The following is a 26,364-nucleotide window of genomic DNA, read 5'->3' as shown; positions in this document are numbered from 1 at the left end:
CATCATGATAACAACACTCGGATTCGTGATGATGCTGGGCATCATCGCACTGATACTACTCAAACGACTGACCCCGGTGGTCGCCTTCGCCCTGGTCCCGGTCGCTGCCAGCCTGCTGGCGGGCTTTAGCCCGGCCGAAACCGGCGGCTTCATCAAGGATGGCCTGACTGCCGTCGCGCCGACCGCCACGCTGTTCATCTTCGCCATTCTCTATTTCGGGATCATGCGCGAGCGCGGCATGTTCGATCCGCTGGTCAACTTCCTGATCAAACGCACCCGCGGCGAGCCGCTCAGAGTCGCCATCGTTACCGTGCTGGTGGCCGCCATCGCCCATCTCGACGGCGTCGGCGCGGCCACCTTCCTGCTCACCATTCCGGCCTTTCTGCCGCTCTATCAACGCTTCAACATGAGCCCGCTGATTCTGCTCTGCCTGGTCGGGCTGAGTGCTGGCGTGATCAACATGGTGCCGTGGGGCGGCCCGACGGCGCGCGCGGCGGCCACGGCCGGCGTGGAAGCCTCCGAGCTGTGGCTGCCGCTGATCCCGGTACAGGCGCTGGGTATGGTGCTGCTGCTGGCGCTGGCGAGCTACTTCGGCATCAAGGCCCAACGTCACAATCGAGCCAACGGCCACGGTCAGGCTGGCAATGGCGGCGACATGAGCGCCTACCTGTTGCCGCCGCGGGAAACGGCGCTGCCGATCGGCAACTGGCGCTACTGGGCCAACGTGGTGCTGACGCTGATCATTCTGCTGATCCTGTTCACCGGCGCCTTCCCGCTCTACGCAAGCTTCATGGTCGGCCTGGGTATCGCGCTGCTGCTCAACTACCCGCGCCCGGAAGCGCAGGGCAAGGAGCTGGCCAGGCACGCCAACGATGCCCTGCAGATGGCGCTGGTGATGCTGGCCGCGGGGATTCTGCTCGGCATACTGGCCGGCGCGGGGATGTCGGAAGGCATGGCCACTGCGCTGATCGATCTGCTGCCCAATGGCTCGGCCAGTGTTCTGCACCTGATCGTCGGCTTCTTCGGCGTGCCGCTGGGCATGCTGTTCTCGCCGGACGCCTACTATTTCGCGCTAATGCCGATCGTACGTGACATCGCCACCTCTGCCGGCGTCCCGGTCGAAGCGGTTGCTCGCGCGATGCTGATCGGCGAGAACACCGGCTTCAGCATCAGCCCGGTGGTGCCCAGCGTCTATCTCGCTATCGGTCTGGCCGGTGTCGAGCTGCGCGAGCATCTCAAGTTCACTTTCCTGTGGGCGTGGGGCATCGGCATCATTCTGCTCGCCTTCGCCTGGCTGATCGGCGCCATCGGTGGCTAATGGCAACATGACCCTCATGCCGGGCTCGCTGATGGCGCTGCCCGGCACGCTGCTGTCACCGACGATCTTCGACCCGGTACTGCTTGGAAACGGCTGGCGCTGGCAGCCCCTCGACTGGCTCGTCGGTCCGGGCAATGGCGACCTGGAGATCGCCGCCGGAGAGATCGTCGCCCGCTGGCCGGCGCGGGAGCTCGGCCATCGGGTTCTGGGCCATCGGGTTCTGGATCGTCGAGTTCTGGTAGGCCACTCGGCCGGCGGGGTCGTTGCGTTGCAGGTCGCGGCACAGCTGGGGGCCGGACTCGACGGGCTGATTCTGATCGATACCGGCGCCAGCGCCGCCCATCATGGCGATCCCGATCTGCCGCAGCGGCTGCTGGCACAGTGGGGAGAAGCCTTCATCGAGACTTTCCTGCTGCGCTGCATCGGTGAAGAACCACTGGCTCGCCACGGCGACGCGCTGCGCCGCTACGCGCTTTCCGCTGGCCCCCAACGCGCCTACCGCGCCATGACGAGCCTGCGTCGACTCGATCTCACGGGACGGTTAGGCGACATCCGCTGCCCGACGCTGGTCGTTCACGGCGAGCGCGACCCGGCCCGCTCACTCCTGCACGCCCGAGCGCTGACTTCAGGTATCGCCGGCGCCCGACTCGAGATCCTCGACGCCGGCCACACCCCGATGCTCCAAAGCCCCGAAGCGCTAGCCGCCTGCCTCGACGATTTCCTCGCCTCGCTCGACTAGCGGGCCGTCAGCTAGAACCCTTAATAAAAGCCCTTAGCCAAAGCCCTTAGCCAAAGTACTGGGCGCCGTTGATATCGACGATGGTGCCGGAGACGAACGCGGCACCGTCGCTCGCCAGCCAGACCGCTGCCGAGGCGACATCTTCGGGCAGACCGGCGCGTCCGGCGGGGATCGTGTCGATAGTGGCGCGCTTGGATTCGTCGGTGGTAAAGGTCGCATGGAACGGTGTCGCTTCGATGAAACCCGGCGCCAGCGCGTTGACCGTAATCCCCCGCCCCGCCACTTCCTTGGCCAGTCCGCGGGTGAAGCCGAACAGTGCCGCCTTGGCGGTGGCGTAGGCCGTGGCACCGGCATGCCCGCCATTGCGTCCGGCCAGCGATGACACCGTGACGATGCGCCCGCTGTTGTCGCCAAATAGCGGCAGCAGATGATGGGTGACCAGAAAGACCGAATCCACGTTGAGCGCCTGCACCCTTCGCCACAGCGAGAACGGCATTTCTTCGATGGTCGAACGCTGAATCAAGCCGCCGGCGTTGTTGATCAGGATATCGATGCCGCCGACCTTCTCTTTCAGCCAGCGCGCGAAACCCTCGACGGCAGCTTCATCGGTGACGTCCAGCGACCGGGCCAGCGCCGTCTCTCCGCCACTGGCGGTCAACGCCGCCAGCGCCTCTGCATCCGGCTCGTGGGAGCGGTAGGTGATGACGACTCGCGCCCCGGCAGCCGCCAGTGCCTTCGCGATGGCGTAACCGATGCCCACGCCGCCACCGGTGATCACGGCGACTCGTCCATTCAGGTGATGATCCGACATGCAGGCTTCCTCTCTACGGTGATCGTGTTCTGCGATGATCGCGACAGTCGTCGATACCGGCATTGAGTCAGCAAGTGGGTGTCAAAATCAACCGCAAGGCAGGGCTGGCGCCACCGGACGGCCGGGCAGTGACCCAGCCGCCGGCCTCCAGCTCGGCCGCCGCGCGCCGGATCAGGGCATGTTCGAGCCCCAGGTGGCGCGACAGCACCGCCGAGGAAACGCCGCTGGCACTCGGCGCATCGGACTGCCGAAGCGCCACCAGCACCAGAGCCGCGACCGGGTTGAGTTGGGGATGCTCGAGCTGCAGCGCCTCCCATTGGCGCTGCAGCTCGATAAGTTCCGGAAGCTCAGGCAAGTCGCGTGCTGGCTTCCAGGCGCACGGCGATGGATTTCGATGCCGGCGTGTGACTCTGCACGCCCTTGTGATCCAACGGCAGCAGCGGGTTGGTTTCCGGGTAATACGCGGCGGCACAGCCCTGGGGCGTGTCGTAGGCGACGATCTTGAAACCGTCGACACGGCGCGTAACGCCGTCATCGGACTCACCGACCAGATCGACCCACTGCCCGGCCTCGAAGCCCAGCCGCGCGATATCGTCGCGGTTGAGGAAGATCACCTGACGGCCGCCCTCGATGCCGCGATAACGGTCGTTATAGCCGTAGACGGTGGTGTTGTACTGGTCATGCGAACGCATCGTCTGCAGCGTCAGCCAGCCGTCGCGTTTCGCCAGACGCTGATGCATGACGGCCTGCGGCAGCGCGTCGTCGGAAAACTCAGCCTTGCCGGTCGCGGTAGCGAACTCGAGGCTGGCGACCGAGTTGGGCAGCCAGAACCCACGTGGCTGCCGAACCCGCTGATTGAAGTCCACGAAGCCGGGAATGACGTCGGCGATATGCTCGCGAATGACGTCGTAATCCTCGCGCAGCGAGGCCCAGTCGACCCCGTCGTTACCGAGCTCGTCGTTGGCAAACAAGCGTTCGGCGATACCGGTCAGAATGAAGATTTCCGAGCGCAGCGACTTGTCTGCCGGTTTATTGATCCCGGCGGAACCGTGCACCATGCTCATCGAATCTTCCACCGTGATCAGCTGCGACTTGCCCGCGCTGTTGGCATCGATCTCGGTACGCCCGATGCACGGCAGAATCAGTGCCTGCTCGCCGGTCACCAGGTGGCTGCGGTTGAGCTTGGTGCTAATGAATGCGGTCAGCCGGCAGTTGGCCATGGCCTGCTCGGTGACCACGCTATCGGAAATGGCGCGGGTGAAGTTGCCTCCCAGGCCAATGAATACCTTGCCCGGCGCGTCACGCATCGCCTTGACCGCGGCCACCGAGTCCACGCCGAATTCCTGCGGCATGGCTCGGGCGTAACGCGCTTCGAGAGCGTCCAGCAGGGCCTTCGAGGGTTTCTCGAAGATCCCCATGGTGCGGTCGCCCTGCACGTTGGAGTGCCCACGAACCGGCGACGGGCCGGCGCCCGGCTTGCCCATGTTGCCACGCAGCATCAGCAGGTTGATGATCTCGCGCACGGTCGCCACGGAGTGCTCGTGCTGGGTGATCCCCATGGCCCAGCAGGCGATGGTGGCGTTGGAACGCGCGTAAAGTTCGGCGGCCTGCTCCATCTCGTCGCGCGTCAGGCCGGACTGGTCTTCCAGCGTCGCCCAGTCGGTCGCCTCGACGCGGGTGCGGTAGGCTTGCAGATGCGCGGTATGCTCGGCCATGAAGTCGTGATCGAGCACGTCGTCTCCGGCGGCATCGCGAGCGAACAGCGCCTTGGCCATGCCCCGCACCACCGCCATGTCGCCACCGAGCTTGGGCCGGAAGTAGTGGCTGCTAATGCGGTGGCTGCCGTTATGCAGCATCTCGAACGGCTTCTGCGGATCGGCAAACTTCTCCAGCCCGCGCTCCTTCAACGTATTGAAGGTGACGATGGTCGCGCCACGTTCTGCCGCTTCCCGCAGCACGCCCAGCATACGCGGGTGATTGGTGCCGGGGTTCTGACCAAAGACGAAGATCGCTTCCGCCTTCTCGAAATCTTCCAGCAGCACGCTGCCCTTGCCGGTACCCAGCGCCGCGTTCATCGCCGAGCCGCTGGCTTCGTGGCACATGTTGGAGCAGTCGGGCAGGTTATTGGTGCCGAAGAACCGCGCCAGCAGCTGAAACACGTAGGCGGACTCGTTACATGCCTTGCCTGAGGTATAGAAGATGCCATCATTCGGTGACGGCAGCGCCTTCAATTCCGCCGCAATCAGGTCCAGCGCCGCGTCCCAGCCGATCGGCTCGTAGTGATCCGTTTCGGCGTTATAGCGCATCGGCTCGACCAGACGGCCCTGATCCTCGAGGCGATAGTCGTCCCAGGTCTTCAATTCGCTGACGCTGTGCCTGGCGAAGAACTGCCGCGTGACACGCTTGGCGGTCGCTTCCCAGGTCACCGCCTTGACCCCGTTCTCGCAGAACTCGAACGACGACGCGTGCTCCGGATCGCCCCAGGCGCAGCCCGGGCAGTCGAAACCGTCCGGCTGATTGAGCTTGAACAGCGAACGCGCATTGAGCGCCGGCGAGCGGCTGTGCAACAGATGCTTGCCCACCGACTTCAGCGCGCCCCAGCCACCGGCCGGATTGTGATAGGCGAACACCTTCGCATCGGGCTGAGTGGCATCAGCACTGGACACGTCTGGGCTGGATTCCTGCTGGGACTGGGACATGCTTCTCCTTACACGTTCGAGGGGTGACGAACGGGAATGGCAGTGACAGACGCGCCCGCCACCGGCACACGGCAGTGTGGCGGCGATGAAGACCGGGATTCGCTCTCGGCGCAAGGAAAGCCTCGCGCGCTGGATGGGCAACGGAGCCGACATGAACGTTGGTCGTAATACCAAAGTATATTACGCCGCTAACGTTTCAGCTGTCGATAACCTGACGGACGAGGGCTTGCGCGCCAAACGGGATAGCGTATCGGCCGTTACGCGCTGCGCTTGAGGATAACCGGGGAGTGGACGAACTTTTAGCCGTCACCGCGGCTCAGCAGTTCGAGGCGTTTGCCGCGGTGGCAGTTGATCAGCGTCAAATTGCAGCTGCGCGCGACTTCGACCGCGAGCCGGGAGGGGTAAGAGAGCGTTGCCAGCGCCGGGATCCGCGCCCGAACGCTTTTCTGCACCAGTTCGAGACTGCAGCGGCTGGAGGTCATCACCAGCGCGGGCATGTTGCCGGCGATCAGACTGGCACCGATCACCTTATCCAGCGCATTGTGGCGGCCGATATCACGGCCCACCGTCATGATCTCGCCGATCTCGGACAGCCCCAGAGCCAGATGCACGCCGGGGGCGGACTCGTTTCGCAGCGCATCCAGCCCGGCGGCGATCGTCGTCGTCTCGGGCAAGGTCGTGGCCGGCAGGCGGGTCAAGCCGAACAGCAGCTGCGATTCCTCTTGGACGCCGCAGGCCCCGCAGCCGCTGGTCGATAGCGTCGCCCTCGCCTGACTCCCGGCACGTCTGGCGATCCGCTCGGCGACCCGCAGGCGGACCCGAAAGCCATGCCGGCTGGTTTCGATGTCGACGGCTTCGACATCGGCATAGCGATCGATCACTCCTTCACTGAACGCGAAACCAACGGCCAGCGACGCGAGTTGATCCGGCGTCGCCAGTACCGTCGCGTAAGCCGTATCGTTGAAAACGATCGAGACGGGCGATTCCTGCGGACCGGGCAGCGTATCGAGCGCCAGGCCGCTGGCATCCTCGAAAGCCGTCAACGGATCGAGCTCGCGCTGGGGATCCTGCGAGGGGTTTTCAGTGCGAGAGGATAACGGCGCTGTCATAGGTCACTCCATTCCATCGACGGGCGTCGGGAAGCAGTGAAACGATATCACGGGTGGTAGACGACGCGGGATTTCTGGCGCGGGGTCGTGCTGACGAAACGACCGGTCTGACGATAGGATTAGTCTGACGATACGACTCGCCTGACGATACAACCGAAACGCCCGATCCTGGGGATCGGGCGTCGCGAACTCAGCTGGCGGCGTCTTGTACGGCTTCGCCACCGCTCTCGATGTCCTTGCCAGCGCCATCGACGGTGTTGCAGCCCGCCAGGATACCGGCACTGAACAGTGCGAACAGAGAGAAAGCAATTAGGCGTTTCATGGTGTCGTCCTCCTTAACGGTTTGGGCGGATGAATTCGTAGCTCATCCGGGCCGTTTTGTTATCGGCCTGTCATCAAGGTAGCAGAGAGTCGCGCAAAGGCGTACGACAACTTGTCTAACTGCCGGATTTGGCGTCTAAACTGCTACCGGTCACCGACTCGCCGTCAGCGGTTCTGGAGCTGGCGTTTCCACTGTCATTCATCGTTCTCACTCGGAGGCCTCATGCCCACTTTCACCCTCGACTCGCGCCTGCAGCAGGACAGCGTCCACGTCATCGATCTGGCGTTGTGTCAGGTTCGCCTGAGTCGGGATGCGCGCTACCCCTGGGCGATTCTGATTCCGCAGCGCGAGCGGGTCGTCGAAGTCTATGATCTGGGCGCCGACGAGCAGGCGACGCTATGGCAGGAAGCGAGCCAACTGGGTCAGGCGATGATGAGCCACTACGGCGGCGACAAGCTGAACATCGCCACGCTCGGCAATGTGGTGGCGCAATGTCATCTCCATGTGATCGTGCGCTTTCAGAATGACGCAGCCTGGCCCGGGCCGGTCTGGGGCCAGGGCAGCGCCGCCGCCTATACTGACGAAGCGCTCGAGAAGCGCCGTGCGGAGATCGCTCGGCTGGCGAAAGAAGCGGGTCTCGCGCGTTAGACGACGACGTTTAGAGGGCTCTGCGATTCCATGGGCCGAGTCGGCGGGTCAACCTCGCCCAGGGCCAAACGGACCGGGTATTTGACCGGACTGCTGTGCGCTGGAGACACCGGAGATCGACCCGCCCAGCAAGGGTGGCGCGGCGGCCGGTCCCTGCTGCCACTGGGCCAGAGTCAGCGACAGGCCCAGTACCAGTATCAGCGCGCCCCCCGCCAGACCGACCCAGGCCTGCCACTGACCGCTGGCGGCGGTGGGCTTGAGATGACGCTTGACCCAGTCCCGTGCCAGCACGCTGAGCAGGGCCAGCGAGGAGACGGTCAGCGCCGTGCCCAGCGACATCGCCAGTACCGCCACCACTCCCTTGCCGAACTGATCCAGCAGCGCAGCGGCGCCCAGCAGCAGCACGGCGCCGCTGCAGGGCCGGATCCCAATCGACAGCACCGTCAGCATTGCCACCCGCCAGTCTCCCGCTTGCCGGGGATCGATATGGTGGTCGTGCCCGCAGCCGCAATGGGCGTCATGGGCGTGGCGCGACGGCAACACCGGCCCAAGCGACGACTGACTCGATCTCGAGCCGGGCGTGACCGGCGTGAAGGCCGAGGTCACGGTCGCCGGGGCGGCGCCGATATGACGCGAACGCCATAGCCGGCGTAGCGAGCGCACGCAGAGCCAGAGTCCGACCAGCGAGACGATCACGAAACTCGCCAATTCCGCCTGATCGATGCTGCCCATGGCCTGTCGGGTCAGCCATCCCAGCCCGAACACCAGCACGCCGATGATCGAGATCGCCATGACACCCTGAAGCAGCGCCGCCAGCACCGATAGCCCCAGCGCGCGGCGCCAGGCGCCGCCCTGAGAGGCCAGGTAGGTACTCAGCACCACCTTGCCGTGACCCGGCCCCGCCGCGTGGAAGACGCCATAGCCGAAGCTCACGCCGAGCAGCACGCTCCAGGTGGTGACACTCGGCGCGCGATTCAGCGCGCTGACCGCTTCGACCAGGGCGTGGTAGAGCTTGCCCTGCCAGAGCACGATCTGCACCGCGACCTGTTGCCACCACCCCAGCGCATAGCCGGCGATGCCGATGGCAACCATCAGCGCCAGCGGGATCAGCAATCTGGCCATCACGCTCAACCGGGACACGTGATCTCTCCGGTTTCGGCGAAGAACTGGCCCAGGTTGGGCTCGCCCTGCTGGGTCGTATCCAGCATCGAGGCCTCCATCACCTTGTCGGGATCCGGATCGGCCTTGAGAATCCGCGTATGGCACCCCTGAGGGGCATTCTCCAGCGTCAGCGCTTCGGGCAGCGGCTGGGAGCCGTCGGCATTGGCCTCGTGCAGCATTTCGATGTAGTAGGTCGAGTCGAATATCCGATAGCGCAACGTCTGTCCCGCCATCGGCTGGGGTTTGGCCAACGGCAGCACGAAGCTGAAGATCAGTCGCTCGTCGCGATATTCGGTATTGGTATCGGTCACCGTTCCCTGGACCACCGGCTTGCCGTGCAGCGTAATATGGGTGAGATGATCGTTCGTCTCGAGATTGTTGCGGATCTCGACACCCAGCGCGTCGAGCCGCTGCGCCATCGTGGTCTCGCCTTTCACTTGCGCCATGTCCTCCATCACCACCTGGCTGTAGAACGGATCCATGCGCCAGCGTTGGCGCAGAGCAGTCAGATCGCCCTGGCCGTCGAAGACGCCTTCGACGCTCAGGTCGACCCAGCCATGAGGATGCGCCATGGCCGTCGAAGGGGCCCCTGCCGAGAGCCCGATCGCCACGCCAATTCCCAGGCCACGCCAGCCGCGCAGCAGCGTCCATTTTCTCAAGGCAACAACCCCAGCCGATTCTGAACATCGATGAAAAGAGGATCGAGCTCGACCGCTTCCAGCGGATGCCCGCCGCGCCGACCGCTCAAGGTCAGATAGGTATTGCCGTTCTGCAGAACCAGCCCCGGCGGGCGTTCGCCACCGCTGGTGACTTTGGCGTGCATCTCGTAACCGGAGCGCGACGCCAGCACGGCATCGATCTGGCCCAGGTCGCCATCGCCATGACGAATCACGAACCCGCGCTCCGCCAGCATCGCGAGTGTCGCCTTGAGCGTCTCGTCGGCGGTCGCCTGCACCGCGATGCTTCTCGGCTGCGCCTGGGGCGACACCGCGCAGGCCGTCAGCAACAGGCTTGCGATCAGCAGGCTTCCGAACAACAGACCCGGCCCGACGATTCGTCGAACCCGGAATCGCCCATTGATGGCGTCATGCCGTGTCGTCATTTCACGATGGCTCATGGGGCCGCTCCCGCAGTGGGCTGGTTCAGGCGAGATTCGATATCCTGATGTAGCTGCTGGCAGAACGAGGGCTGGTTGTAGCTGCGCGCATCGATCAGATAGCCGTTGTAGTCGACCACCACCGAGTCACGATCGACCAGGGTGGTCGCGTCCGGCGTCACCACCGAAACACGCTCGATCTGGACCGGATCGGTGTTGTAGCCGCCGCCGAAGTTCTGGAACAGACCTAGCGAATAACCGTGCCGGCCACCCAGACCGAAACCGCCCCAGAAGCCGGTACGCCCGAACGGGCTGTTCACGGCGCCGAGGCCCGGCTGTGCGGTCTTGCGCTCGGCGCTGACCAGGCCCAGGGTGGCATCGGTGTCCAGGATCGCGTAGCCCTGGCTTTCGAGGGCGTCGCGGGTCGCCCGCAGACGTTCGAGCGAGTCACCGCTGGCAGGCCAGCGACAGGCGCTCGGCAGCACGTTGCCGCCCGCTGACGAGGTAGGTCCCGGCGCCGACAGCGCCTGGCATCCGCTCAGCATCGCGAGCCCGATGCAGAGACTCGACCAACGCCTAGCTCGACGAAATCGATCGTTCATGACAGCCACCTCGCAGGGATTGCGAACAGTGTTCAGCATGCCATTTTCCCGCCTGCCAATCCACGGTCCCCGGCGCTTTTCGATGTCGTCGAACCTCCATCATCCAGCGCCGGGGAGGCACGACGTCTGCGTCTCGCTAGTGTTTCGCTTCAGTCCCGCTTGTCTCTCGCATAAGTCGTGCTTGTCTCTTGCTCAAGTCCGCTTGTGTCTTGCGTGCATCTCGATCGCGGCGCCCTGAAGCGCCCGTCGCCGCCAACCGCGAACGACGTTATGCTGATCAGAGCCACAATCCGCCCCGATTCACTTCCAGCCGAGGATGCCATGAACATCGTCATCGCCCCCGATAGCTTCAAGGATGCGCTCTCCGCCCGCGATGCCGCCGCCGCCATCGCCGCCGGCCTGCGGCAGGAACTGCCCGACGCCACCCTCCATCAGTGCCCGATGGGCGACGGCGGCGAGGGGACGCTGGATGCGCTGCTGGCGGCGACGGATGCCGAGCGGCGTACAGCGACCGTGCAGGATGCGCTGGGTCGTGAAGCCACCGCGGCCTGGGGCTGGCACGAAGCCTCGCGCACCGCATTCGTCGAACTCGCCGAGGCCAGCGGCCTGCAGCAGCTCGAGCGCGGCGAGCGTACCGCGCTCCACAGCACCACCTTCGGGGTCGGTCAGTTGATTCTGGCCGCGCTGGATGCCGGCGCCCGGTCGCTGGTGCTGACGCTGGGTGGCAGCGCCACCAACGATGCCGGTGCCGGCATGCTGGCCGCGCTCGGTGCGCGCCTGCTCGATCGCGAAGGTCAGCCGCTTCCCCCGGGCGGGGCGGCACTGGCCGACCTGGAGACGCTGGATCTCGACGGCCTCGACCCGCGGCTGGCCGAGCTTGAAGTGCAGACGGCGGTCGACGTCGACAACCCGCTGCTCGGGCCGCGCGGCGCCAGTGCCATCTTCGGCCCCCAGAAGGGAGCGACGGAAGCCGATGTCGCCCGGCTCGACCGGGCGCTGGCGCATTTCGCCGATCTTGCCGCCAGCGCACTCGACGAGGATTTCCGCGAACTACCCGGCGCCGGTGCCGCCGGCGGCATGGGCTTCGCCGCTCGCGCCTTCCTCGGCGCCACCCTGCGCCCCGGCATCGAGCTGGTGATGGAGCAGGTTGAGTTCGACACGCTGCTGGCCGATGCCGACTGGGTCATCACCGGCGAGGGCCAGCTGGATGGCCAGAGCCTTTCCGGCAAGACGCCGATCGGCATCGCCCGTCGAGCCGAGCGCTTCGGCGTACCCACCGTCGCGCTGGTCGGGCGCCTCGGCGATCAGTGGCAGGACGCGTTCGAACACGGCATCACCGCCGCGTTCGCCCTGGCGGACGGCCCGATCACGCTGGAGGAGGCACTGGCCCGCTGCGGCGAACTGCTGAGCGATCGCGCGCGCACGCTGGCCAGGCTCTGGCGGGCCGACACCAACCGATGAGGCACCGTCGGACGAACTCACGCGAGGCTTGTCTTTTGGTCATGTAGCCCTGATATAGGTAGATACGAAACACGCTTCGAAACGCGCTTAACATCCTGATAGAACGACGCTATCCAAGCCATACCGACACTTGGATGGGTCTGCGGAGAGCGCCCGGTTACACTCTCACCATCACTTTCCAGGAGAGATACCATGTCCGATACCGATACCAATGCGATAGGTCTGCACGCGTCCAGCGCCCAGCAGCTCGCGGAGCGACTCAACGGATTGCTGGCCAACTATCAGGTGTTCTACATGAACACCCGCGGCTATCACTGGAACGTCAAGGGCGAGCAGTTCTTCGAGCTTCACGCTAAGTTCGAGGAAATCTACACCGATCTGCTGACCAAGGTCGACGAAGTCGCCGAACGTATTCTGACCCTGGGCTACCAGCCGCTGCATGCCTACAGCGACTACGCCAAGATCTCCCAGATCCAGGAAGACAAGCAGGTCGCCGACGGCAAGCAGTGCGTGCGCGGGCTGGTGGAAGGTTTTCAGGTGCTGATCGAGCTCCAGCGCGAACTGCTCTCCCAGGCCAGCGATGCCGATGACGAAGGCACCGCCTCTCTGGCCAGCGACTACATCCGCGAGCAGGAAAAGACCGTGTGGATGCTCAACGCCTACCTGGGTTGATCTTCTTCCGCGCGAACCGATCGCTGTTGATGACCGCCGCCCACCCGGGCGGCGGTCTGCGTTTACGAGGCCGAGCCGTCATCAGGCGAGCGCGGATCGCGGCTGGAATCCTCGACCTGCCGTGATTCGTCGTCGCCTTCCGGTTCGCCCGGCTCGTTGTCGATATCGTCCTCGGCATCGCGAGCCAAATGCGCCGGTAGATCGCGCTTCATCCGCACGCCCAGCTTGTTGAGCGCCAGCGCCTGGCCGACCAGGCTGCCCTGGCCGGTCGCCAGTCGCCCCATCGCCTGATCGTAACTGCCCTGCGCCCTCCCCAGATGCCGGCCGACATCCTCGAGGCTCGAAACGAACCCCTGGAACTTGTCGAGCAGCTTGCCGGCACGCTCGGCGATATGCCGCGCGTTCTCGTTCTGGCGCTCGAGATTCCACAGGCTCGCCACCGTGCGCAGGCTGGCCAGTAGCGTGGTCGGCGTGACCACGATAATGTCGCGAGAGAACGCGTCCTGAAACAGGCTTTCGTCATGCTGGAAGGCGACCGCAAAGGCCGGTTCGACCGGCATGAACAGGAACACGAAATCCGGCGAGCGCAGTCCCGGCAGCTGCGGATAGTCACGCCCGGAAAGCGACTCGATATGGCTTCTCACCGCCTGCGCATGCGCGCGTAGCGCCTGCTCGCGCTCGACCTCGTCTTCGGCGTTGACGTAGCGCACATAGGCGTTGAGCGAGACCTTGGCATCGACGATCAGATGCTTGTCGTCCGGCAGATAGATGATCGCATCCGGACGCTGACGCCCGTGCTCGCCGTCGATCGAGACCTCGCGCCGGTATTCGATATCCCGCCGCAGACCGGAGCGCTCCAGCACCGACTCCAGCATCATCTCGCCCCAGTTGCCCTGCATCTTCTTGTCGCCTTTCAGGGCGCGGGTGAGATTGGCGGCTTCTTCGGTGATCTGGCGGTTGAGCGATGCGAGTTGATCGATCTGCACCTTGAGCGTAGTGCGTTCGCGCACTTCCTGACCGTGGATCTCTTCGAGACGCTGACGAAAGCCGCTGACCTGCTCGCGAAACGGCTTCAGCAGCGCCTCCAGACTATCCCGGCTCTGTGCGCTGTAGGCGCGCTGACGCTCGTCGAAAATGCGCCCGGCAAGCGATTCGAACTCGTGGCCCAGCCGCGTCTTTGCCTGCTCGAGTAGTTGAAGCTGTTCGGCATGCTGGTTCTGCTGCTGCTCGTGGCGGGTCTCCAACCGACCGTACTGCTCACGCAGCGTGGCCAGACGTTCATTGAGCGCCTCGAGCTGCTGTTCGCGGGCGACCAACTGCTGCTGAAGTTGGGCCTGACGCTCGCGAAGATCGTCCTGCTGGCTGTCGCTCTGGGCCAGCTCGTGCTCCAGGCGCAGGCACTGAGCCTCGCTGGCCTGCAAACGGGACTGGAGCGTTTCCCTCTCGCTCATGCAGCGCTGCCGCTGCCACAGCAGACCGACGCCCAACACCACTACCATCAACCCGAGCAGCGACACCATGACAAGACCACCGCCCGACAGCCACTCCCCCGCTACATTCATCGTTTCGCCTTACTCATCGCTTTGCCTTCCTCTGACCTCGACGCCATTGCGGCGTCACCATCCGCAACTTATTGACCCAGCGCAAGCCATGGCATCGAAAGCCCCGATTTTCCCTTGAACTTTATTCAGACTATCCCAAACTTTAGGAGTAAGCCGAGACATGGACCGGGACGGCCCATGGGCTTGTGATTTATGGAAACATCAGCCGATATATCCAGCCGATTTATCGAGCCGATTTACCAGGACCAGGAGGTCAAGATGGCTCAGCAACTCAATGGCAAACGTGTCGCAATTCTCGCCGCCGATGGCTTCGAGGAATCCGAACTCTCCGCACCGCGCGCCGCGCTGCAAAGTCAGGGTGTCGAAACCCACGTGATCACGCCGGACGGCAAGGGCATCCGCGCTTGGGCCGAAACGGACTGGGGCGACACCTACGAAGCCGACAAGAGTCTCAGCGACGTCAGCGCCGCCGACTATCACGCGCTGGTACTTCCCGGTGGCCTGTTCAATCCGGACACTCTGCGCCTGAACGACACCGCGCTCAGCTTCGTCAAGGCCTTCTTCGAAGCCGGCAAGCCGGTCGCCGCGATCTGCCACGCGCCGTGGATCCTGATCAACGCCGAAGTGGTCAAGGGTCGCAAGATGACCTCGGTGCCGTCAGTCGCGCAGGATCTGAAGAACGCAGGGGCAGCCTGGGTCGACGAATCCGTCGTGGTCGACAGCGGCCTGGTCACCAGCCGCACGCCGAAGGATCTCGACGACTTCAATGCCAAGCTGCTGGAAGAGCTGGCCGAAGGGCGTCACAGCAAACAGCACGCCTGATCGTCTTCGGACATGGCTGAACGAACGCCCGCCTTTTGGTGGGCGTTCTTGCGTCAGGCTCTCTCATTTTGCCCGATTCTCCGTCAGACTTTGCACGATGGCCCCCGAGTTCCCATACTCACGGTTAACCAAACCTAGGATTGCCTCTCATCGTGCCCCACTCTTCCGACATATCCGCCGACACCTCTGCCAATAGTTCAAGCGACAGTTCTGATGGCAATTCTGGTGAAAGCGCCGGTAGCAGTGCTGGCGGTGACAGCTCCGGAAGCCGTTCCAGAGAGCGATCCCACGAGCGTTTCAGCGCCGATTCCGCTTCGGAATCGAATTCGCTGCCCCGACTGTTCGTCGCCAAGCTCGTCCATTTCACCAAGAAGCTGGTTCGAATCTTCATCCGCCCCATGCGGGGAGACAAGGGTGAAGGCGGCGTCATCGTGCATCCGTATCGCGGCTATGGCTCGCATTCGGAAGCTTTCATCATGGGTCGCGTGTTTCGGCAACCCGGCCGGTTGGCTGGCTGGAAGCAAGGCGGTGTCGCCAGCGACCTGGTCGATGTCGCCCGCCGCGTCGTCAGGCACGGGGTCAGAGATGCCCGTGTCGATATCCGGATGGGCGCGACTCATGCCACCGTCACCACCGACCGTGATGGCTATTTCCACGCCCATGTCGATATCACCCACACGCTTCCCGCCGACGCGATCTGGCATACGGTCAAACTGCAGGTGGTCTCGGAAGACGACGCCATCAGCACCGAAACCGAAATCTACATTCCACCGGCCAGCACCGACCTGATCGTGATCAGCGATATCGACGACACCGTAATGTACACCGGTGTCGCCAACAAGCTGAAGATGCTCTATCGGCTGTTCATGGAGAAGGCCGATCGACGCACGGCCTTTCCCGGCGTCTCCGCCCTGTATCGCGCGCTCTACGGTGGCGCCGAAGAGAATCGCAAGCGCCCCATGCTCTACGTATCGCGGGGGCCATGGGCCATCTACGAAGTGCTCGAGACGTTCTTCAACATGAACAATATTCCGGTCGGGCCGATCCTGTTCCTGCGCGAATGGGGCATGACGCTGAAGCGCCCCTGGCCGCGTAAAGCACAGGACCACAAGTCCGATGTGATCAACAACATGCTGGCGCTCTACGATACGCTGCCGTTCATCCTCATCGGCGACAGCGGCCAACGGGATCCCGAGGTCTACGCCGAAATCGTCAAGGCACATCCGGATCGCGTACGCGCCATCTACATTCGCAAGGTCGATAACGACCCGGAACGAGATGCCGCGATCGAAGCGCTGGCCAACGAGGTCAAGCAGGCAGGGTGCGAGCTGATACTGGCCCACGACAGCGTCAGCATGGCGGAGCACGCGCTCTCGAAGGGATATATCTCTGAGCAAGGTTGCGAGGCGGTACGCGAGGACACGCGCCAACAGCGGGGAGAATGACAACCGATAAGCGGCTGTCACCGCCTTTACTACCGCCCCTGAATTAACGCCTTTTGCAGACAATGGGGCCAGCCCAACTGCTGGGCGTCTGGTCTATGGAAATGAATTGATGCGAGTTAACGCGCCATAAACGGCGCGAGACTTGGTGATATCGCTTTCCTATGCGGCAACTAGCCTCTTGACTCTAAGATCTTTTCGATGCTGCTCGGCATGCCAAAGCTCATATTGAGACTGTTGGATTAGCCAGCTCTCTGACGAGGTATTAAAAGCAATAGAAAGCCGGATCGCCATTTCCGGACTAATGCCGGCCTTTCCATTCAGAACGGCACTTAACGTTTTTCGGGTTACGCCTAGCGCTTCCGCAGCTGCGGTTACTGATAGGCCAAGGGGTTCCAGACAAAGCTCTCGTATGACTTCACCTGGGTGGGGCGGGTTGTGCATCAACATAAGAGCACCTCAGTGATAATCTTCATAGTTCACTATCTCGGCGTCTCCATCGTTAAACCGGAACGTCACGCGCCAGTTTCCGCTTACCGTCACCGACCAAACATCAGTCCGATTACCGGAAAGCTTGTGGAGTCGAAGGCCCGGCAAATCCATATCTTCGGCGCCTGTCGCCGCATTGAGCCTACCGAGAATAAGCCGAAGCCTCTTTGCATGGGCAGCCTGGATCCCTGCGGTACTACCGGACTCGAAGAATTTGGCCAAGCCCTTGTGTTTGAAGCTTCTGATCATGCCCTAAATGTACCCTGCAACGTATCAGGTGTCAATTCGCACAAAAGCCAGTAGTAATGCGCGCCAACGAAGTACAGCGGCTTGGCGTCGCGGTGCCCACCTTATTCAAACTCATAGCTCGTGTACCACAAGATGCTCGGGTTTGAAAATGTTGGATTGCCCAGTCTCATACTCCTTGAGTCTCCAGCGATAACCACCCTGCCGCATGTAGTGAATTGCTTCGGCAACCTCGATGATTCCGGAAACTTTGTTCTCCGCTTTCTGGATCCTGTCGCTTCCGTTTTTCCGGTAAAGCTCTTCAGAGAAAATGGGAAAACCACCGTCTCTCTCCCGGTAAGGAACGAATACCCTGTCAATCACTTGACCCTTCATACCTAGAGCATAGATGATGTAATTGATCGCCATACGCATCCTTATTGACTGTTTAAATGCAGCACTCTCGCTTTAATCTCGCAACACGAACCCGAAGTTAAAGTACTTTTTGGTGGCAAGTCGCTGAGCTTCTCGATGCTCTGCATTCTTTTCCAATTGGCAATGGTCTCCCAGCTTCCCCAGTAGGATACAGTGATGCCCAAATCCGCTGGACGAACTCCATACCCAAGAAGCTAGATTGAGCTGAAACCAACTCAATCATCCCGTCTTCCATTTCCCCTTAACTATTGTTTCCCTCGGTGCGATGGCTACTGAAAATGACCATGTAATACGGCGAGTCATGATTTGGACTACCTCTGACATGATCTCTCTGGCATTTCACACCTTAACTCAGTTGACACCCGAGCAGGCGAAGCCCGCGGAGGAAACCCATAACGCAGCAGCGCTTTGGGTGGCAAACTGCAACAATTTGTCAGGTCAAATCATACATCACGTTATTTCCGCCGTACTTGAAGTAGCCTAAACAAAAGCGGTGAGCGTGATTTCGGATCTTCGAATTCAAATAAACTATTGAGAACATTCATTCCATCGTGTGTGTCAATAGCGAGAGGCAATAGTGATAATTTAACGGCAGCGATTCCATTCCCTTCGCTCACTTGACGGGCGATGCTGACTCCGCAGGTACCGCACTTCTCGCTGAGCTTGTTGTGCCAACTTTCTAATCCGGCCAAATCAATTTCATCACGCAGTCTCACCGTGACGTTTGCTTCGTTATTTTTCTCTGCCATTTTTCGCTTCCTGGTTTACCCAAAGGGTATTAGATAGCGTATTTGTTTATTAATTTTATCTGGCCTACGATTTCGCATTCAATCCATTAATTTAGATGACACTCAGAAAAGTTCGGCGCTTTCTGCTGGATCTGATGTTGGTTCATAGAAATACAGTAAACCCATTTAAGAGCGAATGTATGTGCTGAGCAAGGGCTTTGCCGGAGTCCGCAGCACTTTGGGTTGAGCTTAGTCAGGCCTTCGGGCACGCGACCGCCACTACTTTGGCATGCTGCGATGATCGGTTGCCATCCGTTCCATATTCTCAACGTGCTTATTGGTCATAAGTCTTCCTGAATCGACTGTACCGTAACGTAACCAGCCGTTACATGGAGAGCAATACCTACATAAGCATAAGGTGGGTGTTGAAATGATTTTCGACGAGGCTTGGCGTTTAGAGGATATTGCGCTGGGAGGGGCGAGAGTGTGCTGGCCGGTCACTGGATTCGGCACGGACAGCGCTTTGGCAGGAAGGCGCTTGAGGGAGTGGGCTTTCACCCGTGGCGAGCGGTTCTCTTGAATTGCTGCGAGAGAACCGCTCGTCATGTTCAGCTTCAGGCGGCCTTGCCGGAGGCGATATCGGCCACTAGGGCTTTGAGGACTTTCCAGAACTCTTCGACGGATGAGAGCTCGGTACGCTCGGTGGGTGAATGCGCGCCGCGAATCACCGGGCCGAAGGAGATCATTTCCAGCTGCGGATACTTGCCGCCGATGATGCCGCACTCGAGCCCGGCGTGGATGACCTTGACCGCCGGATCCTCGCCCAGTTCTTCTCGATGCAAGCGACGGAAGCGCGTCAGCAGCGTGCTGTCGGCGCTCGGCGTCCAGCCTGGATAGACGTTTTCGACCCGCGTCTGGGCGCCAATCAGGCCGAACAGCGCGGTGAAACGGTCTGCCAGGTTGAGCGTCGCGCTATCGCGCAGCGAACGTACCAGCGCGCAGAGATGGAAACGCCCGTTCTCCAGCGAGACGACGCCGAGATTGTTGGAGGTCTCGACCACGCCCGGCACTTCGACGCTCATGCGGTCGACGCCGTGAGGCGCGGCGTGCAGGGCGGCGACCAGCAACTGAGTGGCGGTATCGGTCAGCGCTTCGGCCTCTTCGCAGGAGGTCGCTGCAGGTGACAGCGACAGCGTCACGCCGTCGTCCACGCCCGCCAATTCTTCGCGATAGAGCGCCTGCAATGTGGTCAGTGTCTCTTCCATGGCCGGCAAATGATGCTCGTCGACGACGATGGTGGCGAACGCCTCGCGAGGCAGCGCGTTGCGCAGCGTGCCGCCGTGGTAATCCACCAGGCGAATTTCCAGATCGCTCAGCCCGCGCAGTGCGCGGACCAGTAACTGGTTGGCGTTGCCGCGCTCCTTGTGGATATCCGCGCCGGAGTGCCCGCCGACCAGCCCGGTCAGGGAGATCTTGCGCATCACCTCTTCTTCGTCGCATCCGCGCATCGGCAGGTCGGCGTCGACGACCACGTCGGCACCGCCGGCGCAGCCGATGTAGACCTCGCCTCGATCCTCGGAATCGAGATTGAGCAGATAGCGCCCTTCCAACCAGCCTTCGTCCAGCGACAGCGCGCCCTGCAGCGAGGTCTCTTCTTCCAGCGTGAACAACGCCTCGATCGGCCCGTGGTCGATATCATCCGCTTCCAGAATCGCCAGCGCCGCCGCCACGCCGAGACCGTTGTCGGCGCCGAGCGTGGTACCGCGGGCATGCAGCCAGCCATCTTCGACGTAGGTATCGAGCGGGTCGTTGAGGAAATCGTGGGGGTGATCGCTGTTGGCCTGGGTGACCATGTCGAGATGGCCCTGAAGGATCACGCCGGGCACCGACTCACAGCCGGGGCTCGCGGCCCGGCGGATCCGCAGATTACCGTAGCTGTCGCGGTCGTGGGTCAGGCCGTTGTCGTCGGCCCAGCGTTCCAGAATCTCGACCAGTTTCGCTTCGTGACCTGAGGAGCGCGGCGTATTGCAGAGCGTACGGAAGTGGCGCCACACGGGCTCGGGAGAGAGTTGCAGCAGATGATCGTTCATGGTCGATTCCAGCCTCGTCGCGCGGCGGGTGGCGCCGCAACGGGTGTCGAAAGAGTGATGAATGTAATCTAAGCCGGCGGCGCGAACCGCGGCTCGTTTTGAGGTGCCAACACCTTACTCGTCTAGTTGCGGCTTGACCATATCCGGCCGGCCGGCGCTCTTCCCGGCCTTCTCTCCGTCATTTTCCACCACCCATGCCTGCAGGGTCGCCGCCAGCCGGCGCGCCGCGCCCTGCTGCTCACGCCGCCCCCGCGATGACAGTGCGCCGTCCCGATACTGGAACAGCGCCGCTACCGCCGCGGCCACGTGAGGCGCTTCCGTCAGGTCCGGGTTCTCTCCCCCATCAGCCGAGAGACCGCCCGCGCGATCGACCTCCAGCGCCTGCGGAACGCTGGTCGGTGGCTGTTGCCGCCACCAAGCGAGCCAGGCAAGCCGCAGCCAGGGTCGCACCAGCGCCAGTTCGCCGCCGCCCGCGGCAAACCAGCCGAGGCGGTCGGGCAGATCGGCCGGCAGCGATGCCGCCGCCCCCTCATGCAGCCAGGCCGCCGCGACGAGGGGTTCGATGTCACGCAGCGTATCGGCCAGCAGATCCGGCAACTGGCAGACGTGGTCCGCGTTCATGCGAGCCGTGGCCTGTTCGGCGTCGAGCGTCAGCCCGCGGCCCATCATCTGCGCCGGTTCGCCGCTGGAGGCCTCCCGCGTCAGCCCGACTCTCAACGTGCTGAAACCTTGCTGACGCCAGAAATGAATCAGCGACGGCTCGGCGCCGAAGCTCACACCCAGGCGATCGAGGCCATGACCCCGTACCGCGTTCGCAACCTGTTCGATCATTGCCGCACCCAGCCCCCGGCGCCGAACCGCGGGATGCACGGCAATGCGCATGATGCGCCACCAACACGCGAGCGCGGCGGCCTCGAAACCGCCGTGGGTAGCCAGCGACTGTGCCAGCAGATGGCCACGCGGACGCCGTTGCCCATGATAGATGGCGTTGGCCAGTTCGGCGTCGAAGCCGCCCTCCTGCTGGACCACGCACAGCCCCACCACGTGCTTTTCCCCGGCCTCGCCGGCAAAAGCCGCCAGCAGTTGAACATCGGGCCCATCCAACAGCTGACGCAGATCGCTGGGCGAGGTGCGATAGTGGGCCTGCACCAGCAGCCCGAAGACCGGGTTCAACAAGGCCTCGTCCCCAGCCAGCGATTCCCGGTCCAGCCATTCATAGCTGACCGATGCTTCGCGCATGGCGTTCGAAACGGAATCGTCCGGCTCGATCTCGGCATCCAGACACAGCAGGTCTTGAGTCAGATTTTCCAGCGGATCGCCAGCATTCCAGCGGATCGGTGTCTGCAGCGTCAGCCGCTTCCACTCCGGCGTCAGCCGACACAGCGCGTCGCGCAGTCGCACCTCGAACCCGCGCCCGGTCCCCTCGTAGCCGTGCACGGTCGTGGCGAAGGCGATGCGTGGAAAGTGGCGCAACCAAGCGATCAGCCGCGCGGCGGGAATCGCTGCGGCCTCGTCGACGAACAGCGTCGGTGGAGATTGTGCGTCGATATCGGCCGCCGCCAGCGCTGCCGTTACCTGCTCAGGGAGCAGCCACTCCACGCAGCAGTCGCGGCCATCCAAGGTGACCTCGAAACGATTCGAGTCGCGACGGCCGTCGGGCAACAGCTGCGCGAGACGTTCGAACACGGCCTCGACCGCAACGAGGCTCGACGCCGTGATCCACAGTCGGCGTTCGCCTTGCATCAAACGCCGCGCCGCCGCGATGCCCAGCGCGGCGCTCTTGCCGCGGCCACGATCGGCGATCAGCACCACCGGGCGGCGGCGGCGCATGCGCGTCAGCCGCGACACCGCCGCTGCCTGATCCCGAGTCAGACAGTCGCGGTCGTCGACGCGCGCATCGATGCGAGAGTCCGGCTCGAACTCTGAATCGGAGAAGACCGCTGAAGACGAAAGCGGCAACGCGGTATCAGGCGGCCTCACCGCCAGATCGGCGCTGTCTCGAAGCCTGCCGGCGAGGCGTTGCAGGTAGTGCGTTGACAGGGTTGCTGCATCATGGGGCCAGTGCGCCATCCGTCGATAGTCGGCATCCGGCAGCCAGTTTGCCCCGGTGGGCTTTAGCCAGTGCTTCGGCGTCAGCAGTACCAGCCAGCCCCCGGCCAGGACGGTGCCGCTGATGGCCCCGAAGGCGTCCGGGTCGAACCCGGATTGTGCGGAAACCGTATCGAACACCACCAGATCGTGCTCGCTGCCCAGTTGGCTGCGGGCGCGGGAAGCGCTCAATCGCGCCAGGCTTTCCGGCAACTCCGGCAGTTCGGGGCCGATCCACAGCGGCGATTGCCAATCGGCCGATGCGATCCAGGCCATCGCCTTGCGGATCGCATTCGAAGCGTCGTCGGCAATCCACAGCACGCCGCGCCAGCGCCGTCGGCTCAGGCCATCGCGGCGATCCGCCAGCCACTGGGTGAGTGCAGGGTCCGCCTGCGGCGTTGGAACGGAAATCGGCGTCGACATGGAGGGCGACCTAGCCGAAAGCGCCGCCGAGATCGGGTTTCATCGTCGGGCAGTAGCGTGCGACGACCACCGCCAGTGCAATTCCGCCCAGCGTCAACGCCACCGGCAGCCAGCTGAACGCGACGCCGGAGGAGACGTAGAGATAGAGGAAGAACACCGCCATCACGCCGCCACCCATCAGCCGACCGGCCTTGATGCCGGCGAGATAGACGCTGGCCATTACGCCCGCGAACGGAATCAGCACGCTGAACAGATTGATCACGAACTCGCGCCCACTAGCCGCCACGCCAGGCAAAATCAGCCGCGCCACCAGCTCCCAGGCCACCAGATAGATCACCACCGGTGCGGCAAAACTGCCGATCAGGCGCAGTACGGTACGGGTGGGTTCGTCGGCGCCGGGTTTGGAAGATTGGGGCGAAGGCATGGTGAGAATCCTGAAGGTCGTCGAGCGGAAGATGACGCCATTGAATCATTGGCGCCTAGGCCTTACCAGCCGACAGGACCGCGAGAGGAAACGCAGGGGGCGCCTCTAATGCTCGATCTTCTTGAGCAGGAACACCAGCGGCACGCAGAGCAGATAGATGCAGCCGAGCCACAGGAAGATGTCGTTGTAGGCGAGCACCTGGGCCTGAACGCCGAAGCGCTGGCCGAGCAGCGCCACCGCGCTGTGGTAAGGGTCGGCGACGTGGCCGATCAGCATCGCCTGATAGTTGTCGATCTGCTGCTGCACCGCGAGGCGACCCTGGTCGAGCGCGGGTATCAGTTGGTTCCAGTGATAGTCCTCGCGCCAGTCGCGCACGGTATCGAGCATCGCCAGTCCCACCGCGCCGCCGAGGTTGCGCATCACGCTGAAGAGCCCCGCCGCGTTGCCCAGCTCCTGCGGCGGCAGCGTGCCCAGGGCAATGCGAGAGGCGGGGATGATGCACATGATCATGCCGATGCCGCGCACGATTTGCGGCCAGAAGAACTGCCAGAAACCCGACTCGCTGGTCAGATTGTTGTTCATCGCCGTGCCGATACCGATCAGCGTCAGGCCGAAGAACAGCAGCACGCGCAGGTCGACCGAGTTGGTCAGCCGCCCCACGATCGGCGCGGTAAAGAACATCGCCACCCCGGTGACGAACATCACCTCGCCGATCTGAAGGCTCGAGTAACCGCGAACGTTGCCCAGGAACAGCGGCATCAGATAGACCAGTCCGTACATCGCGATCCCGACCACGAACACCAGGCCGGTGCCGATCGAGAAATTGATGTTGCGGAAGGCGCGTAGATCAACGATCGGGTGCGCATAAGTGAACACGCGCCAGAAGAAGCCGATGCAGGAAGCCGCGCAGAGCAGCGTCATCCACACGATCAACTGGCTTGCGAACCAGTCGTCGCCGGGGCCTTCCTCGAGCACGAACTCCAGACTGCCGAGAAACAGTGCGATCAAAAACAGACCGCGGAAATCGAGGCGCTTGGCGACGCTCTTGTCGCCCTCGTCGATATCGAGAAAGCGCCATGCGGCCAGCGTGACGCAGATGCCGGGGATGACGTTGGCCAGAAACAGCCAATGCCAGCTGAACAGCTCAGTGACATAGCCGCCCACCGTGGGGCCGATCGACGGTGCCATGGTCACCACCATGCCGATCACGCCCTGGACAGCGCCCATCGCCCGGCGCGGGAACAGCGTGAAGCTGACCGCCTGGGTGATCGGGATCATCGCGCCACCCATGAAGCCCTGGATGGCGCGCAGCACGATCAGCTGTTCGATGCTGGAGGCCAGCGCGCAGCCGAGACTCGCCAGGGTAAAGCCGGCACAGGAAACGACGAAGGCGACACGGGTCGAAAGCCAGCGCGTCAGCACGCCGGAGAGCGGGATCATGATGATCTCCGCCACCAGGTAGGAGGTCTGGATCCAGGAAATCTCGTCGCTCGAAGCCGAGACGCCGGCCTGGATCTCGTTCAGCGAGCTGGCGACGATCTGGATATCCAGGATCGCCATGAACATGCCGAACACCGCCGCGATGAAACCGAAGCGGTAATGCCAGGAGGGCATCTCCTGCGGACCAGCCCCCGAAGGCGGTGCCACTTCACTCATGACCGACACTCATGACCGACACTCATGACCGATACTCACGGCAGACATTTTCATGACAGACATTCGCGACAGCACTCATGAACGATAGGCATGATCGACACGCACGGCGCTGATTCACGACTTATCGTCGACGGCGCGGTCCGAACCGTCGTCGAGATGCGGGCCGGGATCAAAGTAGATCGCCTGGCCGTCAACGCTGCGGGTATCCACCGAGGGCACCACCGACAGGCCGGACTGCAGCCGCCATAGCTGATCCTTGGGCTCCGTGACGCGAATCTTGACCGGCACGCGCTGGACGATCTTGTTGAAGTTGCCGGTGGCGTTGTCCTGCGGCAGCAGGCTGAACTGGGTGCCGGTGGCCGGTGCCACGCTGTCGACCTTGCCCTTGAACTCGATATCCGGGTAGGCATCCACCTCCAGCGACACCGGCTGACCGACGCGCATCCGCCCGATCTGGGTTTCCTTGTAGTTGCCGACCACGTACGCGGTCTGTACCGGAACCAGCTGCATCAGCGTCAGCGACGGCTGGGCCAGATCGCCGGGCTCGACGCTCAGATTCCCGATCACGCCATCGCGTCTGGCGACGATACGGGTCTTGTCCAGCTGGCTCTGGGCGTAATCGATATCGGCCTGGGCGGCATCGCGGTTGGCCTTGGCGCTGTCGATCGACGCCCGATCGGCGGACAGCCGGCGTTTCGCCGATTCGACACTGGCCTGACGCGCCGCCAACGTCGCCTGGGCGACTCGCAGCGAGGCCTGATCGTCCTGCAGCTGCTGGCGCGAGGCGTAATTGTTCGCCGCCAGCGACTGCGAGCGCTGGAGATGCTGTTGCGCCTGGGACACGTCCGACTGTGCCGCTGTCACCTGCGCCTGGGCTTCGTCGATGCTGGCCTGGTCGAGATCGACCTGACGCTCGGCCTGGGTCACGTTGGCAGTGCTGACGGCCAGCTGCGCCTGGGATTGCGCCAGCTGGCTGCGGGTATCGCGGTCGTCGAGCCGGACCAGCAGATCGCCTCGTTCGACGCGCTCGTTGTCGTCCACCGCCACTTCCATCACTCGCGCGCTGACTTCGGCCCGCACCGCCACGGCGTCGGTATGCACGTAGGCGTTGTCCGTCTCGACGAAATAGCGCCCCGTGTGCCACCAACGCCACACGAGAACCAGCGCCACTACCAGCACCACCAGAACGATCACCGCCGAATAGATTTTCTTCTTGATCTTCATGCAGAGCCTTTTTTCATGCCAGTGGCGCACGCTCACTCAATGTGTAGTGTAGACTACACTATCTTTTAAAAAACGCCATCGCGTATCAGAAAAAACCGGCCGGGCCGGCACGAGGAAG

The 26,364-nt window shown here is 63.0% G+C and carries 26 protein-coding genes; 7 read left to right on the top strand and 19 right to left on the bottom strand.

Annotated features, from left to right (window positions below):
• The first annotated feature begins 4 nt into the window (after positions 1-4).
• On the top strand, positions 5-1,318 hold the full coding sequence (locus BTW08_RS09115; RefSeq protein WP_075562208.1) for a citrate:proton symporter: 1,314 nt from the start codon (positions 5-7) through the stop codon (positions 1,316-1,318).
• A 7-nt stretch (positions 1,319-1,325) separates the two neighbouring features.
• Positions 1,326-2,057: an alpha/beta hydrolase gene (locus BTW08_RS09110; protein WP_083627777.1), complete on the top strand. Its 732-nt coding sequence runs from the start codon at positions 1,326-1,328 to the stop codon at positions 2,055-2,057.
• 46 nt (positions 2,058-2,103) lie between these two features.
• Here the strand turns inward: BTW08_RS09110 and fabG are convergent, their stop codons facing one another.
• The 5 genes from fabG to BTW08_RS09085 all read right to left on the bottom strand — a co-directional run bounded on the left by fabG (position 2,104) and on the right by BTW08_RS09085 (position 6,998).
• On the bottom strand, positions 2,104-2,868 hold the full coding sequence (gene fabG, locus BTW08_RS09105) for a 3-oxoacyl-ACP reductase FabG (RefSeq protein WP_075562206.1): 765 nt from the start codon (positions 2,866-2,868) through the stop codon (positions 2,104-2,106).
• A gap of 67 nt (positions 2,869-2,935) precedes the next feature.
• Complete coding sequence (locus tag BTW08_RS09100; protein WP_075562205.1) at positions 2,936-3,223, bottom strand: helix-turn-helix domain-containing protein; 288 nt, start codon at positions 3,221-3,223, stop codon at positions 2,936-2,938.
• Positions 3,216-5,567: an FdhF/YdeP family oxidoreductase gene (locus tag BTW08_RS09095; protein ID WP_083627776.1), complete on the bottom strand. Its 2,352-nt coding sequence runs from the start codon at positions 5,565-5,567 to the stop codon at positions 3,216-3,218. Before BTW08_RS09095 ends, BTW08_RS09100 begins: the two co-directional genes overlap by 8 nt.
• 299 nt (positions 5,568-5,866) lie before the next feature.
• Positions 5,867-6,676 (bottom strand): formate dehydrogenase accessory sulfurtransferase FdhD, encoded by an 810-nt coding sequence (locus BTW08_RS09090; RefSeq protein ID WP_083627775.1) that lies wholly within the window; start codon positions 6,674-6,676, stop codon positions 5,867-5,869.
• A gap of 190 nt (positions 6,677-6,866) precedes the next feature.
• A complete protein-coding gene (locus BTW08_RS09085) occupies positions 6,867-6,998 on the bottom strand; it encodes an entericidin A/B family lipoprotein (protein ID WP_075562204.1) in 132 nt (43 codons plus the stop codon).
• Between the two features lie 222 nt (positions 6,999-7,220).
• Between BTW08_RS09085 and BTW08_RS09080 the strand changes: the two genes are divergently transcribed.
• Positions 7,221-7,646, top strand: a complete 426-nt coding sequence (locus BTW08_RS09080) for an HIT domain-containing protein (protein ID WP_075562203.1) — start codon at positions 7,221-7,223, stop codon at positions 7,644-7,646.
• Positions 7,647-7,694: 48 nt separating this feature from the next.
• On the opposite strand, the gene BTW08_RS09075 is transcribed toward BTW08_RS09080, so the two are convergent.
• The 4 genes from BTW08_RS09075 to BTW08_RS09060 are packed head-to-tail and all read right to left on the bottom strand — an operon-like array spanning position 7,695 to position 10,544.
• A complete protein-coding gene (locus BTW08_RS09075; protein WP_246837682.1) occupies positions 7,695-8,786 on the bottom strand; it encodes a nickel/cobalt transporter in 1,092 nt (363 codons plus the stop codon).
• The gene (locus BTW08_RS09070; protein WP_075562201.1) at positions 8,774-9,466 is read right to left on the bottom strand and encodes a DUF1007 family protein; all 693 of its coding nucleotides are present in this window, start codon (positions 9,464-9,466) and stop codon (positions 8,774-8,776) included. Before BTW08_RS09070 ends, BTW08_RS09075 begins: the two co-directional genes overlap by 13 nt.
• Positions 9,463-9,924: a hypothetical protein gene (locus tag BTW08_RS09065; RefSeq protein ID WP_075562200.1), complete on the bottom strand. Its 462-nt coding sequence runs from the start codon at positions 9,922-9,924 to the stop codon at positions 9,463-9,465. Before BTW08_RS09065 ends, BTW08_RS09070 begins: the two co-directional genes overlap by 4 nt.
• Complete coding sequence (locus BTW08_RS09060) at positions 9,921-10,544, bottom strand: hypothetical protein (protein ID WP_075562199.1); 624 nt, start codon at positions 10,542-10,544, stop codon at positions 9,921-9,923. The genes BTW08_RS09065 and BTW08_RS09060 overlap by 4 nt, the downstream gene beginning before the upstream one ends.
• A gap of 282 nt (positions 10,545-10,826) precedes the next feature.
• Here BTW08_RS09060 and BTW08_RS09055 point away from each other — a divergent pair, with 282 nt between their 5' ends.
• Positions 10,827-11,966: a glycerate kinase gene (locus BTW08_RS09055; RefSeq protein ID WP_075562254.1), complete on the top strand. Its 1,140-nt coding sequence runs from the start codon at positions 10,827-10,829 to the stop codon at positions 11,964-11,966.
• A gap of 192 nt (positions 11,967-12,158) precedes the next feature.
• Positions 12,159-12,638, top strand: a complete 480-nt coding sequence (locus BTW08_RS09050; protein ID WP_075562198.1) for a Dps family protein — start codon at positions 12,159-12,161, stop codon at positions 12,636-12,638.
• A 62-nt stretch (positions 12,639-12,700) separates the two neighbouring features.
• Here the strand turns inward: BTW08_RS09050 and rmuC are convergent, their stop codons facing one another.
• Positions 12,701-14,200, bottom strand: coding sequence for a DNA recombination protein RmuC (rmuC, locus tag BTW08_RS09045; RefSeq protein WP_075562197.1), 1,500 nt, complete (start codon positions 14,198-14,200; stop codon positions 12,701-12,703).
• Between the two features lie 258 nt (positions 14,201-14,458).
• On the opposite strand from rmuC, the gene BTW08_RS09040 reads away from it, so the two are divergent.
• The gene (locus tag BTW08_RS09040) at positions 14,459-15,022 is read left to right on the top strand and encodes a type 1 glutamine amidotransferase domain-containing protein (RefSeq protein ID WP_075562253.1); all 564 of its coding nucleotides are present in this window, start codon (positions 14,459-14,461) and stop codon (positions 15,020-15,022) included.
• A gap of 152 nt (positions 15,023-15,174) precedes the next feature.
• Entirely contained in the window at positions 15,175-16,467 is a 1,293-nt protein-coding gene (locus BTW08_RS09035) for a phosphatase domain-containing protein (RefSeq protein WP_348638911.1), read from the top strand.
• 159 nt (positions 16,468-16,626) lie between these two features.
• Here BTW08_RS09035 and BTW08_RS09030 read toward each other — a convergent pair whose 3' ends face one another.
• The 9 genes from BTW08_RS09030 to BTW08_RS08995 form a co-directional block, all read right to left on the bottom strand.
• Positions 16,627-16,914 carry a HigA family addiction module antitoxin gene (locus tag BTW08_RS09030; protein ID WP_075562196.1) on the bottom strand — a complete coding sequence of 96 codons (288 nt, stop codon included), beginning with the start codon at positions 16,912-16,914 and terminating at the stop codon, positions 16,627-16,629.
• A gap of 9 nt (positions 16,915-16,923) precedes the next feature.
• Complete coding sequence (locus tag BTW08_RS09025; RefSeq protein ID WP_075562195.1) at positions 16,924-17,202, bottom strand: type II toxin-antitoxin system RelE/ParE family toxin; 279 nt, start codon at positions 17,200-17,202, stop codon at positions 16,924-16,926.
• Positions 17,203-17,313: 111 nt separating this feature from the next.
• Positions 17,314-17,607, bottom strand: a complete 294-nt coding sequence (locus BTW08_RS09020; protein WP_075562194.1) for a hypothetical protein — start codon at positions 17,605-17,607, stop codon at positions 17,314-17,316.
• A 461-nt stretch (positions 17,608-18,068) separates the two neighbouring features.
• Entirely contained in the window at positions 18,069-18,362 is a 294-nt protein-coding gene (locus tag BTW08_RS18920; RefSeq protein WP_139313607.1) for a hypothetical protein, read from the bottom strand.
• Positions 18,363-18,955: 593 nt separating this feature from the next.
• Positions 18,956-20,431, bottom strand: coding sequence for an aminoacyl-histidine dipeptidase (locus BTW08_RS09015; protein ID WP_075562193.1), 1,476 nt, complete (start codon positions 20,429-20,431; stop codon positions 18,956-18,958).
• Between the two features lie 114 nt (positions 20,432-20,545).
• Positions 20,546-22,942 (bottom strand): GNAT family N-acetyltransferase, encoded by a 2,397-nt coding sequence (locus tag BTW08_RS09010; protein ID WP_075562192.1) that lies wholly within the window; start codon positions 22,940-22,942, stop codon positions 20,546-20,548.
• Between the two features lie 10 nt (positions 22,943-22,952).
• On the bottom strand, positions 22,953-23,366 hold the full coding sequence (locus BTW08_RS09005; protein WP_075562191.1) for a hypothetical protein: 414 nt from the start codon (positions 23,364-23,366) through the stop codon (positions 22,953-22,955).
• A gap of 105 nt (positions 23,367-23,471) precedes the next feature.
• Positions 23,472-25,022 (bottom strand): DHA2 family efflux MFS transporter permease subunit, encoded by a 1,551-nt coding sequence (locus BTW08_RS09000; protein WP_075562190.1) that lies wholly within the window; start codon positions 25,020-25,022, stop codon positions 23,472-23,474.
• Between the two features lie 114 nt (positions 25,023-25,136).
• Positions 25,137-26,246 (bottom strand): HlyD family secretion protein, encoded by a 1,110-nt coding sequence (locus BTW08_RS08995; RefSeq protein ID WP_075562189.1) that lies wholly within the window; start codon positions 26,244-26,246, stop codon positions 25,137-25,139.
• Positions 26,247-26,364: the final 118 nt, after the last annotated feature.

It is taken from the genome of Salinicola sp. MH3R3-1, assembly GCF_001937155.1.
Taxonomy (GTDB): domain Bacteria; phylum Pseudomonadota; class Gammaproteobacteria; order Pseudomonadales; family Halomonadaceae; genus Salinicola; species Salinicola halophyticus.
This window is presented reverse-complemented; position numbering and strand designations above follow the sequence as displayed.

Excerpts from the sequence above, each read along its gene's own strand:
- BTW08_RS09015 (WP_075562193.1), bottom strand. The coding sequence starts at position 20,431 with ATGAACGATCATCTGCTGCAACTCTCTCCCGAGCCCGTGTGGCGCCAC.
- BTW08_RS09030 (WP_075562196.1), bottom strand. The coding sequence starts at position 16,914 with ATGTTGATGCACAACCCGCCCCACCCAGGTGAAGTCATACGAGAGCTT.
- BTW08_RS09025 (WP_075562195.1), bottom strand. The coding sequence starts at position 17,202 with ATGATCAGAAGCTTCAAACACAAGGGCTTGGCCAAATTCTTCGAGTCC.
- BTW08_RS09090 (WP_083627775.1), bottom strand. The coding sequence starts at position 6,676 with ATGACAGCGCCGTTATCCTCTCGCACTGAAAACCCCTCGCAGGATCCC.
- BTW08_RS09010 (WP_075562192.1), bottom strand. The coding sequence starts at position 22,942 with ATGTCGACGCCGATTTCCGTTCCAACGCCGCAGGCGGACCCTGCACTC.
- BTW08_RS09095 (WP_083627776.1), bottom strand. The coding sequence starts at position 5,567 with ATGTCCCAGTCCCAGCAGGAATCCAGCCCAGACGTGTCCAGTGCTGAT.
- BTW08_RS09115 (WP_075562208.1), top strand. The coding sequence starts at position 5 with ATGATAACAACACTCGGATTCGTGATGATGCTGGGCATCATCGCACTG.
- BTW08_RS09085 (WP_075562204.1), bottom strand. The coding sequence starts at position 6,998 with ATGAAACGCCTAATTGCTTTCTCTCTGTTCGCACTGTTCAGTGCCGGT.
- BTW08_RS09000 (WP_075562190.1), bottom strand. The coding sequence starts at position 25,022 with ATGAGTGAAGTGGCACCGCCTTCGGGGGCTGGTCCGCAGGAGATGCCC.
- rmuC (WP_075562197.1), bottom strand. The coding sequence starts at position 14,200 with ATGAATGTAGCGGGGGAGTGGCTGTCGGGCGGTGGTCTTGTCATGGTG.
- BTW08_RS09005 (WP_075562191.1), bottom strand. The coding sequence starts at position 23,366 with ATGCCTTCGCCCCAATCTTCCAAACCCGGCGCCGACGAACCCACCCGT.
- BTW08_RS09040 (WP_075562253.1), top strand. The coding sequence starts at position 14,459 with ATGGCTCAGCAACTCAATGGCAAACGTGTCGCAATTCTCGCCGCCGAT.
- BTW08_RS09020 (WP_075562194.1), bottom strand. The coding sequence starts at position 17,607 with ATGGCGATCAATTACATCATCTATGCTCTAGGTATGAAGGGTCAAGTG.
- BTW08_RS18920 (WP_139313607.1), bottom strand. The coding sequence starts at position 18,362 with ATGGCAGAGAAAAATAACGAAGCAAACGTCACGGTGAGACTGCGTGAT.
- BTW08_RS09055 (WP_075562254.1), top strand. The coding sequence starts at position 10,827 with ATGAACATCGTCATCGCCCCCGATAGCTTCAAGGATGCGCTCTCCGCC.
- BTW08_RS08995 (WP_075562189.1), bottom strand. The coding sequence starts at position 26,246 with ATGAAGATCAAGAAGAAAATCTATTCGGCGGTGATCGTTCTGGTGGTG.
- BTW08_RS09050 (WP_075562198.1), top strand. The coding sequence starts at position 12,159 with ATGTCCGATACCGATACCAATGCGATAGGTCTGCACGCGTCCAGCGCC.
- BTW08_RS09065 (WP_075562200.1), bottom strand. The coding sequence starts at position 9,924 with ATGAGCCATCGTGAAATGACGACACGGCATGACGCCATCAATGGGCGA.
- BTW08_RS09060 (WP_075562199.1), bottom strand. The coding sequence starts at position 10,544 with ATGCTGAACACTGTTCGCAATCCCTGCGAGGTGGCTGTCATGAACGAT.
- fabG (WP_075562206.1), bottom strand. The coding sequence starts at position 2,868 with ATGTCGGATCATCACCTGAATGGACGAGTCGCCGTGATCACCGGTGGC.
- BTW08_RS09110 (WP_083627777.1), top strand. The coding sequence starts at position 1,326 with ATGACCCTCATGCCGGGCTCGCTGATGGCGCTGCCCGGCACGCTGCTG.
- BTW08_RS09080 (WP_075562203.1), top strand. The coding sequence starts at position 7,221 with ATGCCCACTTTCACCCTCGACTCGCGCCTGCAGCAGGACAGCGTCCAC.